This window comes from Mesotoga infera (assembly GCA_011045915.1).
Lineage (GTDB): Bacteria > Thermotogota > Thermotogae > Petrotogales > Kosmotogaceae > Mesotoga > Mesotoga infera_D.
On the sequence record DSBT01000326.1, the window covers coordinates 1 to 11,290 of the forward strand.

9 protein-coding genes are annotated in these 11,290 nt (G+C 46.9%); 5 read left to right on the plus strand and 4 right to left on the minus strand.

Annotated features, from left to right (window positions below; all coding sequences use genetic code 11):
• Positions 1-1,181 precede the first annotated feature (1,181 nt).
• The 4 genes from ENN47_10625 to xylB all read right to left on the minus strand — a co-directional run bounded on the left by ENN47_10625 (position 1,182) and on the right by xylB (position 5,444).
• On the minus strand, positions 1,182-1,910 hold the full coding sequence (locus ENN47_10625; GenBank protein ID HDP78611.1) for a GntR family transcriptional regulator: 729 nt from the start codon (positions 1,908-1,910) through the stop codon (positions 1,182-1,184).
• Positions 1,911-1,921: 11 nt separating this feature from the next.
• Positions 1,922-3,043: a DUF1343 domain-containing protein gene (locus ENN47_10630; protein ID HDP78612.1), complete on the minus strand. Its 1,122-nt coding sequence runs from the start codon at positions 3,041-3,043 to the stop codon at positions 1,922-1,924.
• Positions 3,044-3,226: 183 nt separating this feature from the next.
• A complete protein-coding gene (locus ENN47_10635; GenBank protein ID HDP78613.1) occupies positions 3,227-3,871 on the minus strand; it encodes a class II aldolase/adducin family protein in 645 nt (214 codons plus the stop codon).
• The gene (xylB, locus tag ENN47_10640; GenBank protein HDP78614.1) at positions 3,864-5,444 is read right to left on the minus strand and encodes a xylulokinase; all 1,581 of its coding nucleotides are present in this window, start codon (positions 5,442-5,444) and stop codon (positions 3,864-3,866) included. Before xylB ends, ENN47_10635 begins: the two co-directional genes overlap by 8 nt.
• 428 nt (positions 5,445-5,872) lie before the next feature.
• On the opposite strand from xylB, the gene ENN47_10645 reads away from it, so the two are divergent.
• From ENN47_10645 to ENN47_10665, 5 genes are read left to right on the plus strand one after another with little or no spacing between them, the layout of a single operon-like run.
• Positions 5,873-6,877: an autoinducer 2 ABC transporter substrate-binding protein gene (locus ENN47_10645; protein ID HDP78615.1), complete on the plus strand. Its 1,005-nt coding sequence runs from the start codon at positions 5,873-5,875 to the stop codon at positions 6,875-6,877.
• 43 nt (positions 6,878-6,920) lie between these two features.
• A complete protein-coding gene (locus tag ENN47_10650) occupies positions 6,921-8,411 on the plus strand; it encodes a sugar ABC transporter ATP-binding protein (protein HDP78616.1) in 1,491 nt (496 codons plus the stop codon).
• A complete protein-coding gene (locus tag ENN47_10655; protein ID HDP78617.1) occupies positions 8,389-9,396 on the plus strand; it encodes an ABC transporter permease in 1,008 nt (335 codons plus the stop codon). Before ENN47_10650 ends, ENN47_10655 begins: the two co-directional genes overlap by 23 nt.
• Complete coding sequence (locus ENN47_10660; protein HDP78618.1) at positions 9,383-10,375, plus strand: ABC transporter permease; 993 nt, start codon at positions 9,383-9,385, stop codon at positions 10,373-10,375. The genes ENN47_10655 and ENN47_10660 overlap by 14 nt, the downstream gene beginning before the upstream one ends.
• Before the next feature lie 24 nt (positions 10,376-10,399).
• On the plus strand, positions 10,400-11,137 hold the full coding sequence (locus ENN47_10665; GenBank protein ID HDP78619.1) for a DeoR/GlpR transcriptional regulator: 738 nt from the start codon (positions 10,400-10,402) through the stop codon (positions 11,135-11,137).
• Positions 11,138-11,290: the final 153 nt, after the last annotated feature.

The window sequence follows — 11,290 nt, forward strand, 5'->3', positions numbered from 1 at the left end:
ACGAGGCTCTCTAACGCTAGGAAGTGATGCCCGGAGAAACGTCCGGAGAAGTGATGCGCCGAAAAGCATCGACGGAAGTGATGCCACCTTCGGTGGGACGCAAGGCCTACTTCGCGGTGAGAAGAGACGCTGTGCGCTGTGAAGAGCCGTCCTTGGTCCTTCGTCCAGGATCATGAACCCGTCCTTCGAAAGAACAGTTGTGAGTTGCAGTGTGCCAAGAAGTTGCAAGCATAAGAACCGCTGTGCTCTTAAGAGCAAAAACCCGCTGAGCGCTGTGAAAAAATGCTTTGCGCTGGACGCTAGCTAAGAAACTCTGAGAGCTGTGAAAAAGCGTCCCTGGTTCGTCCCAGACCGTGGACCCGTCCAGCGTAAGAATCGACAGTGAAGAAGCTTTGTCGAGAGCTTCGCTTCGAGAAAACAAGAGAATTATAGGGGAACCATTTTCTAGCATGTGACACACAGATGCCCCATTTGAGATACATTTTTCGAAAAGGAGCGCAGTTCGAAACGAGCTTCAAAGAGCACACACCCCACCGCAAGCGGTCCCCCCCGCTCAAGCGGGGATTTAAGATCAAGAGCAGAAGGGCGTCCATCGTTCAGACACTTCGTGTCCGGTTCTTGGTTAAGAACCGCGAAATGATTATAGAGAGAACGCGACTGATGAGATTAGATCCAGGTTGAGCGCCCAAACGAGGATTATGAGCTGTCGCGTCGTCAGAATTACTGAAAGCAAGAAAAGACTGTTATCCCTTAAAGCCTGTCCCGATATACCTATCCCAATGAGCCTGCCCCAAAATGCTCCTGTTTGGGGCTTTTGTTTGGGGTCTCCTGTTCAGGGTCATCCCGTAATGTTATTGTACGGGATCTCGCTCTTGCCAGACGCTAGACGCGACTCTTACGCTCTTTCTCATTCTTGTAGGAGAACGGAGAACCGTTCAACGGTCAACCAGTTTCTTTTGCACTTACGAACCCGCAACCCGCAACCCCGTCTCTCTTGCTTTTTCTTACAACTTGCAACTGCTCTTCACAACATACAGAGTTTTCTCGCAGCGAAAATCGGTTCTCTCCCCGCGAAGCGGGCATTGCGACCTGGGATGTTCTTCCCGGCCTTGCCTCCTGCCGAAGGCAGCCTTGCGTCTTATTCCGCTCTTTCCTGCCCGCAGACACAACCCCGGTCATCGTCATATTCTTCTGACGATTCTGAACTTGCTCTTGTCGGCTCTGTAGAGTGAAATTACGTATTCAATACATATATCGCTCTTTGTATAAGTGAATCTCTTCCGCATTATTGCGCATTCGTCTTGATCCTGTCGAAGGAAACGGGCTTCTTCTTTCTTGAGTCTAGTGAGTTCCATTTCTTCTTCTGCATAAGAGATGTTTATACTGAATTCCTTTCTCAAAATCCCATACAGAGATTCCTTTTCCATGTCTCTTTGTGTGATATTCAGAAAGCGAATATCTGCTCCAACGTTAAGATAAGCCTCTTCAATCGCGTATGGTTCGCCCTCGAGAAACCTGACTCTCTTGAGAAGAACGACCATAGCATCCGCCGGAATATCAAAGAGCTCAACCGCATCGGCCGGGACTCTCACGAGTTTGTTTTCGAGAACCACAGAACGGGTTTCACTGCCACGCTTTCTCGCTTCATCCGTAAATCCCGTGAGAATGGCCAACTGCTCTTCACGTTTCGAGCCGGTGACGAAGGTCCCCTTTCCCTTCAATCTTTCAATGAAGCCCTCTCTCCTGAGTTCATCCATGGCTCTTCGGACGGTCAATCTGCTAATGCCGTAATTCTGACAGAGCTCCTTCTCTGTAGGAAGCTTGTCGCCTTTTTGGTACTTTCCGGAATTCAGAGATTCTTTCAAGTCGACATACAACTTGTAATATAGCGGAATCGGTGTTTCGCCCATGACGACCCCCTTCAATCTCTATAATTAAGCTTCCCGGGATAGAGAAGGCAGTCTCCAACGAAGTTTATGAACTCCATCCCTGACTCCTTCCATTGATTGTAGTCGAGTTTCCGAGCCCTTATCTTTTGTGCGCTGTCTTTAATACCGATCAGATCGTCTGAACGATCCATGATCTCGAATTTTTCATATTTTAGCAAATAATCCATCATCTTCATAGTTATGACAAAGAAGTTGTCATCATTTCTCGGAAAGAACTCGACTCCGCTGCAGTTGGCATTTGCATATTTTCTGTAGAAGGGCATGAATTCACGACTTCTCAATATTAGATCCGGGAATTCACTTCTTAGAATCTTCGCAAAATCCGATCCGTCTATCCATGGAGCTCCGATCAGAATGAAGGGCTTAAATGTGCCGCGGCCTTCGGAGACGTTTGTGCTTTCAAAGAAGCAGGTTCCTGCATAGCCGAGAAGGGATTCATAGGTCGGCACATTCGGTGAAGGCACATTCCACAAAAGAGACGTGACATCGTAAGTTTCACCATTCCAACCCTCAAGCTTCACGACTTGCAAGTCGAGATCAAGTTTCACGAGCTTCTTGAAATATTTAGCGAGCTCTCCTGCAGTAAGTCCGTACTGGAGGGGCAGTCTATAGCCGCCAACAAAGGTCTGCAACTCATCGTCTATTCTGCTTCCGAAGACCCCTCTGCCCAGCGGATTCGGCCTGTCAAGTACGGTATACTGAATACCGGCTTCGGCCGCCGATTCCATTGTATAAGCTAGAGTGTAGATAAATGTATAGAACCTCAGCCCTACATCCTGTATATCGTAAACCAGTACATCTATACCCTCAAGGTCTTCCTGCATAGGTTTGCGCTTGTCTCCATATAGACTCACTACGGGAATGCCATACTTCGGATGGAGACCATCGCTCACGTGTGCTCCGTCGGCAACTCCTCCAAGGCCGTGCTCGGGTGTGAAAATCCTCTTCACATTGACACCGTTTTCGAATAAGAGGTCTATACCCCAGTTAAGATTAGAGTCGACAAATGAGTAGTTTGTAACAAGGCCGACTGCCTTGTTCTTCAAATCGGCAAATTCATTTCTTTGCAGAACATCGATACCCAGTAGAATCATGTAAAAAACCCCCTCGAAGTTTTGTATACTTGTCAATCACAATCATGCCATATTGTCATATCATTTTCCCAATCTTGGAGAGTCTTTTACAATTATCGGTTGGAATTGACATTGGAGAAGAAAAGAGCCGACATTAATCGGCTCTTAAGTCATTACGATCAAGCTTCATTGATTTGCGTGCAGTTATTTTTGTCCGTAGTGATGTTTTACGAAATCCTGCATTTTTAGGCAGTCATCATGAGAAATCACACGGGGAGTTCCGATGATCGTTGCCATGATGATAGTCTTTGCGGATTTCTCAAGTACCTCGGCTACCTTGAAAGCCTCGCTCAGGTTGCCGCCAACGCAGACAGCTCCGTGGTTAGCCAGCAACGCTGCGTTGTTGTTGCCTAGGGCTGAGACTACGTTTGCTGCGAGTTCTTCTGTTCCGGGCAATGCGTAAACTGCACATTTGACACCCTCTCCGATTATCTGTATTAATTCTTCGGAGACGGCAGGAATGTCTTTCCTTGCAATTGCGAAAGCCGTAGAGTACTGGGGATGGGTGTGGATAACCGCCCCAACATCCGGCCGGTGCCTGTAGATCATTCTGTGCAGAGCATGCTCTATGCTTGGCTTTCGTTTGCTGTCAATAGTATTGCCTTTCATATCTGCCATCACAATATCATCGATCTTCAAACACCCATAGCTCATCCCGCTTGGAGTTATCAGGAAGGTTTCGTCATTTACTTTGACGCTTATGTTTCCCCATGTTCCAACCGTCATACCCCGGTCTTCCATTCTCTTGCAGGCATCAAGCACCAGACCTGCAAATTCATCTTTATTCATGCGTATACGCCTCCAATTCTTCCATTATTGAATGGGTACTATCGTAGATTCTCTTGTATATTCCAAATAGATTCTCGTATCTTTTCGACCTGATCGGATCGGGGATTACAGTCTCAACATGTCTGACCAGTTTGGCAGCTTCTCTCGGATCGCCAATTTCATTTGTGGCAAGAAGGGCGAGTATCAGATTACCTATTGCACCGGTGTCCTGAGTCTCTAGCGTTCTCACTTTCTTTCCATAAATATCAGACTGTATCTTCCGCCAGACAGAACTCTTGCTGCCTCCTCCCATAACGTTTACACTGTCGAAATTGACTCCCAACTCCTCGACGACTTTCATGCAGTCCTTTATCGAGAATGATACTCCTTCCATGATTGCTCTTACCATGTGAGCTTTTGAGTGCTTCATCGTGAGTCCGAAGAAGACACCCCGGGCCTTTGAGTCCCAAAGGGGAGTTCTTTCGCCCATCAGGTATGGAAGGAAAACCAGGCCTTCCGATCCGAGAGAAATGCTCTCAGCGAGAGAGGAGTATTCATCAAACACCTCGCTGCTTCTTTCTTTGTCAAAGCAGTTTCTGAACCAAGTCAAGCTGGAAGCTGCCGTCTGCGTTATTCCCAGGATATCCCAGTAACCTTCCAGAGGGTAGCTCCAGCACATTACTCTCTTCTTGGGATCTATTACTGGAGTGGATGTACAGGCGGCGACTACCCCCGCGGTTCCAACTATTACAGATACCTCGCCTTCTCCGAGTAGGCCGGAACCCAATTCGGCTACAGAGTGATCAGAACCGCCGTTCACCACTGGTGTTCCCAGGACCAGGCCGGTCTCTCCTGCCGCTTTCTCGGTGACTTGGCCGATTATTCTCGCTGAAGGAATCACCTGCGAAAGAAGTTTCCCATCCAGACCTATTAGTTCGAGAGCCTCTTTGCTCCATTGATTCTTTCTTATGTCGAAGACAGCCGTTCCCGAAGCGTCCGAGGGATCTGTAACCTTGCTGCCTGTCAATAGGAATTTTATATAATCCTTGGCGATCATTATCGATTTCGTTTTTTCGAAGACTTGGGGTCTGTGTTTTTTCACCCAGCAAATCTGTGGCGCTGAATATGTAGTTGTCGGAAAGTTCCATGTGAGTTCAAAGAGCCTCTCTGACTTTCCATCTTTGTTCCATTCCTCTATTATTTCGCTGCTTCTCTGGTCGAGCCATGTTATCGAAGGTCCAATAGGCTCGTCGTCTGAGTCAAGATAGACATGAGTATGCATCTGACCGCAGATCGAGATCGCCTTGACAAGCCTGGGCAGATTTCTATCAGTAGCAGACAAGTCTCTTACGCAATCTATGATACCTTTCCACCAAAGGGATGGATCTTGCTCGGCCTGTCCCGGTAGTTCAGAAATTATCGGATACTCGGCATAAGCGGATTGCTGAATATCACCTTCTAGAGAAACGAAAGAGAGTTTCACTCCCATGGTTCCCAAATCAATCGAGAGAATTCCTTGCTTCATCGTCGCCTCCGGCATGTAAATCGTCGAAATGCTGTTGAGTAAAATGTGCCAGTATAATGATAACTTCATATCATATGTTATCACCTACAGCTTACCAAATAAAATGTAATTGGAGAAATCCGATTAGGAACAAATATCCAACAGTTCCAACGATTAGGACTGATTTCCGACGAATAATTCAGTTTAGTGTTAGCCGGAGCAGTTTTCACACGATCTGGTAGAAGAGCACTCATAAAGCCACTGGAAGAAAGCACACGAAGTTGATTTCTTAAAGTTCTCCGTGAATACTGGATGAGATAATCCGGAAATCGAGACTATTTATCGCTACATGACCTTCATTAGCTGTGAGTTCGAATAACGAGTGATCTTCGGATATGGATCTGTCAGAGCGAATTGATAGAATTGCAATGTTGATCACAAGTAATCATGTTTACGACGACGCTTTTTCTTATTACCTTATGGGCCGGCCTACCGGTCACATAGAAGGAGGGATGTGAATGAACAAGAAGCTTCTGATGCTCCTGTTCTGTGTCTTGTTTACAGTTGCCGTCTTAGCAGCGAACTATGAGATTGCCGTCGTTGTCAAGATCGGTGGAATCCCCTGGTTCAACAGAATGGAAGTCGGTGTAAAAGATGCAGCAGATGAACTCGGCGTGAATGCCTATCAGATAGGGCCTTCCGATGCAGATCCTGCACAGCAGGTTAAGATTGTTGAAGACCTTATTGCCAAGGGCGTCGACGCCATCTGCGTAGTACCTAATGATGCTAAGGCTCTTGAGCCTGTCTTCGAGAAGGCAAGAGCGAACGGTATCATCATCATCACACACGAGTCGCCAGAGCAGAAAGGTGGCGACTGGGACGTAGAAACGATAGACAACGTCAAGTTCGGAGAGGCAAACTTCGAGAAACTTGCTCAGCTTATGGGTGGAGAAGGCGAGTTTGCCGTTTTCGTCGGCGGGCTCACAGTTCCTCTTCACAACTTCTGGGCGGACGTTGGACTTGCCTATGTTGCAGAGAAGTATCCTAATATGAAGCTGGTAACTGAGAGAATCCCATGTGGTGAGAGTGTCGAGCTTTCCTATCAGAAGACGCTTGAGCTTCTCAATGCATATCCTAATCTAAAAGGTATAGTCGGCTTTGGTTCATTAGGACCGATCGGAGCATCTCAGGCACTCAACGCAAGGAACATGAAGGGAAAGGTACAGATTGTCGGGACGGTTATTCCAAGCCACGCTGATCCCTATCTAAAACAAGGACTAATGCAGTGGGGTTACCTGTGGGATCCAAAGGATGCCGGATTTGCACAGGTTTATCTTGCGAAAACACTGCTGGATGCAAAGAATGCTCTTGCAGAAGCTGGAATTCCGGAGGGTATTTTGCCGGCGGTCGTCGATGGCTTTGAGATACCCGGTCTTGGAAAGGCAACTCTCGAAGGAAACATAGTCAAATTTGACGCGCAAGTCGATATAACTGCTGAAAACGCCCTTTCTTACGGGTTCTGATTTCGAGAGGGGGTCCGCCCCCTCTCTTTCCGGTGATGTAATTATGGCTGAAAAGTTGTTGGAGATGAAGAATATCTCGAAGAGATTCGGAGGTGTACTTGCCCTCGATTCGGTCGATTTCGAAATAGAGAAGGGCGAGGTCCATTGCCTGGTCGGTGAGAACGGTTCGGGCAAAAGCACCCTGATAAAGATCATCTCGGGTATTCACACGCCCGATCCCGGCGGTGAGATCTATGTCGACGGAAGAAGGATAAGCCACCAGAAGTCCTCTAACAGTGTGAGGGAGGGAATCCAGGTTATCTATCAGGATCTCTCACTCTTCCCAAATCTTACCGTTGCCGAGAATATCGCCATTTCTTCGAGAGTGGAAGCGGGAAGTCGCCTTATGAAATGGAAAGAGACCGAAGAAGAGGCTTTGAAAACGATGGGAAAGATTGGAGTCTCTTTAGATCCAAGACGTGAAGTGAGCGAGCTTTCCATAGCAGAAAGACAAGTTGTGGCGATATGCAGGGCAATAAATGCCAAGGCGAGACTTGTAATAATGGACGAACCCACGGCTTCCCTCAGCAAGAAAGAGGTGAAGTCGCTGATTAGAGTGATAAATGAGCTTCAGAACAGAGAAATCTCCACGATTTTCGTTAGCCATAAACTTGATGAAATAATGGAGGTAGCCCAGCGAGTTACCGTTCTTCGTGACGGGAAGAAAGTTGGCGCCTTCGATGCAACAGAATTGACGCGACAGAGGCTCTCATTTCTCATGACAGGAAAGGAGTTCCAGTACTCCAAACTGACTCCGTATTTTGGTGAAGAAGTTGTTCTAGAAGTCAGAAATCTCTCAAGAAGAAACAATTACAAGGAAATTGATCTGAAGGTTCACAAGGGTGAAATAGTAAGTATCACAGGCTTGATGGGTTCAGGCAGAACCGAGTTTGTTCTCTCACTCTTCGGAATGAATCCTCCTGACGTAGGAGAGATCTTCGTAGAAGGGAAGAGAATTAACCCTGGAAGCGCCATGGCCGCTATGAGAGCGGGAATTGCATATGTGCCTGAGGATAGATTACAAAATGGTCTTGTTATGGAGCAGCCAGTGAGCAAGAACATAGTGCTGACGGTTCTCAAGAGAATACTGTCGAGAATCAGGCTTTTGAGCAAGGTCAAGGAGAGAAAAGAAGTGAGGCGGTGGGTCGACGAGCTTTCGATCAAAATTCCCTCAGCGGATTCTCCGGTTAACACGCTTTCAGGCGGCAATCAACAGAGGGTTGTAATCGCAAAGTGGTTAGCGATAAATCCGAAGGTGTTGATTCTCGATTCCCCGACTGTGGGAATAGACGTTGCGGCGAAGGACAGCATTTACAAGATAATAAGAGAACTAGCTGCAGAAGGAATTTCGATAATCATGATCACGGATGAAGCAGAAGAAGCAATCTATCATTCAAACACGACTTATATTATGAGCGCGGGAAGAATAATCGGAAAGTACAACTCCAGCGAGCTCACGGAGAGAGAGCTGTATGAAAAGATCAACGGACAGTAATTCAAGATTGAGAAAAGTATTCGGCAAGAGCGAGTTTTATCTCTTGCTTGTAATAATAGTCGTCTCACTTTTCTTCACCATTTTGAAGCCAAGTTTTCTTGCTTTCACCAATCTCTACGGGATGGTTGAGAGCAACTCCTTTCTAGCGATAATGGCCGCAGGCGTCTTGGTTGTCCTGATCTCAGGAGGAATTGACATCTCATTTACGGCAACTGCGACTGTTGCGCAATATGTAATGGCTACCATCGTAATCCATTGTGGCGGGAATATGTTCCTGGCCTTTGCAATAGGGGCTCTTGTCGGAATTGCTCTGGGTTTGGTCAATGCTTTACTTATCTATTTCCTCAAGACGCCGCCAATAATCGTGACGATCGCAACCATGAACCTGTTCTACGGCCTTCTGATATTTATCAGCGGCGGTACATGGATTTACGGCTTTCCAATGTGGTTCATGGAGAGGAATCTCGTCAGATTCGGAGACAACCCTGGAATTACTATACCGATTCTGGTTCTAGTTCTTTCCTTCATTCTTACGTGGCTGATACTTAAGTACACGGCTCTGGGGAGAAACATATACGCCGTGGGAGGAAATCAGGAAGCGGCAAGACGTGTGGGCATAAGTGTTCTCAAAACGCAGCTATTCGTCTATTGTTACATGGGTTTTCTTGCAGGCATCGCCTCAACAGTTCAAGCGAACATGATGTTGACTGTCGCCCCCAATGCCTTGATGGGCAGAGAACTGGAAGTTCTGGCGGCTGTTGTTCTTGGAGGAGCAAGCCTTGCAGGAGGTACGGGTAGTATTCTTGGGACGGTTCTTGGTTTCGGTTTGATTGTCATCGTTCAGAATGGCCTTACGTTACTCGGAATTTCCTCTTACTGGCATAAGGTATTTATCGGAGCGATCATCGTCGTCAGCGTGGGGATAACGGCCTATCAGAGAAAAGTCCGCGAGAGAAAAGGAGCGATAATCAATGTTGAAAACTGACACAGGCAGAGGAAGACTATCAAAGCACTCCGAGATCCTCTCACTTGGAGCGATTCTGGCCATCCTGGTGCTATTGTTCTCGCTCGCTCTTCCGGGAAAATTCCTCAGGCCCAGCAACCTCCAGTCGATGGCATTCCAGCTTCCTGAGCTGGGAGTACTGGCATTTGCGATGATGATAACGATGCTCACTGGTGGGATTAACCTGTCGATAATAAGTTCGGCGAATCTCTCCGGGATAATTATGGCGATGATTTTGACGGGGGATTTAGCGTCGAGTGCGGGAGGAGCCGGACTGGGCTGGACGATCTTTCTGGCTGTGCTCGCAGGGTTATCGATTTCACTCATAGTGGGACTAGTAAATGGAATGATAATCGCGTACATCGGTGTTTCGCCAATTCTTGCGACGCTAGGAACTATGACTCTTCTCGAAGGAATAAGCCTGGTTATAACCAGAGGGTATGTTATTTCAGGCCTGCCAAGGAACCTTCTTGTAATTGGCAATGGAACCTTCCTGGGAATACCGGTACCGATGTTTATTCTAATAGCGGTTGCGGTGGTTGTTGCGATAATTCTGAACAAGACGCGGCTGGGTTTATCGACCTATATGATTGGTTCAAATATTAAAGCTACTAATTTCTCTGGGATAAGCACCAACAAGGTGACCATTCTCGTTTACATGATCTCGGGTTTTCTGGCCGGGATAGCCTCTTTGATAATGATTGCGAGATTCAATTCCGCAAAGGCCGGTTACGGTTCTTCATATCTTCTAGTTACCGTGTTAGTTTCAGTTCTAGGTGGAATCAATCCAAATGGTGGATTCGGGAAAGTGTCCGGTGTCTTCCTTGGGTTGGTCTTGCTACAGGTTATCTCAAGTGGACTAAACCTTCTCGGAATCAGTCAGTTCTTGACGCTTGCATTGTGGGGAGCGTTGCTTCTTGGAGTCGAAGCCCTGAGACTTGCAAAGAGAAGAGGAAGATGAGCAAGGTGTGCTGGAGTTGAGCGGATGGCTTTGAAGAAAGAAGACAGAAGACAGAACATTCTTAGCGTTCTTTCCGAAAGAGAATCGATCAATACTCAAGAACTTGCATCTCTAATGGATGTTTCTCTAGTCACGCTGAGAAGAGACTTGAGAGATCTACAGAAATCAGGTCTTGTGATCAACGGATATGGAGTAGTAAGAGCGGTTAATCAGGAAACAGACCCCAACAGCTTCTTTCTGAAAAGGTTGAGGTTATCAAGAGAGGCTAAAGAGAGGATCGCTGAAAAGGCAATAGAGTTTGTAGAAGAGAATGATGTCCTCTTCATAGATGAAAGCACCACATGCTACGTATTCGCTTTGAAGCTATCCAGGGCTTTCAATAAACTGCACATAATCACAAATGGAATCAACATACTGCTTGCGCTCTCGAAAGTCCAGGGTTTTTCGGTTGAGTCGAGCGGCGGCAGTCTCCAGTATGGATTTGATTCGCTTATTGGCCCCAGAGCCGAAAGTCTCGTGAGCTCTATATATGCAAACAAGTTCTTCTTTTCATGTGCCTCGCTAAGAAAGAAGATAGGGACATTCGAGTTGAGTCCCTTCTCCGCCAGCATAAAAAGGAAGATGCTTCTCAACTCCAGCGCGAAAATTCTTCTTGTTGATACCAGCAAATTTGAAGTAATTGCTCCGTTCAAAATGGCCGAAATCGGTGAAATAGATAGAGTCATCACCGAAGACAGAGACTTCTTGCCTTCTGAGGGCTAAGAAGTTCAGTAGGCAGAAGAACCGCGGTACGCTGTGAAGAGCCGCTGTAAGCTTTGAGGAGACGTCCTTGGTCCATCGTCCCAGATCATAGACCCGTCCTTCGAAAGAACAGTTGCAAGCGCTAGAGCAAAAGACTCAGATTCTGTCACGCTG

Excerpts from the sequence above, each read along its gene's own strand:
- ENN47_10625 (HDP78611.1), bottom strand. The coding sequence starts at position 1,910 with ATGGGCGAAACACCGATTCCGCTATATTACAAGTTGTATGTCGACTTG.
- ENN47_10630 (HDP78612.1), bottom strand. The coding sequence starts at position 3,043 with ATGATTCTACTGGGTATCGATGTTCTGCAAAGAAATGAATTTGCCGAT.
- ENN47_10635 (HDP78613.1), bottom strand. The coding sequence starts at position 3,871 with ATGAATAAAGATGAATTTGCAGGTCTGGTGCTTGATGCCTGCAAGAGA.
- xylB (HDP78614.1), bottom strand. The coding sequence starts at position 5,444 with ATGAAGTTATCATTATACTGGCACATTTTACTCAACAGCATTTCGACG.
- ENN47_10645 (HDP78615.1), top strand. The coding sequence starts at position 5,873 with ATGAACAAGAAGCTTCTGATGCTCCTGTTCTGTGTCTTGTTTACAGTT.
- ENN47_10650 (HDP78616.1), top strand. The coding sequence starts at position 6,921 with ATGGCTGAAAAGTTGTTGGAGATGAAGAATATCTCGAAGAGATTCGGA.
- ENN47_10655 (HDP78617.1), top strand. The coding sequence starts at position 8,389 with ATGAAAAGATCAACGGACAGTAATTCAAGATTGAGAAAAGTATTCGGC.
- ENN47_10660 (HDP78618.1), top strand. The coding sequence starts at position 9,383 with ATGTTGAAAACTGACACAGGCAGAGGAAGACTATCAAAGCACTCCGAG.
- ENN47_10665 (HDP78619.1), top strand. The coding sequence starts at position 10,400 with ATGGCTTTGAAGAAAGAAGACAGAAGACAGAACATTCTTAGCGTTCTT.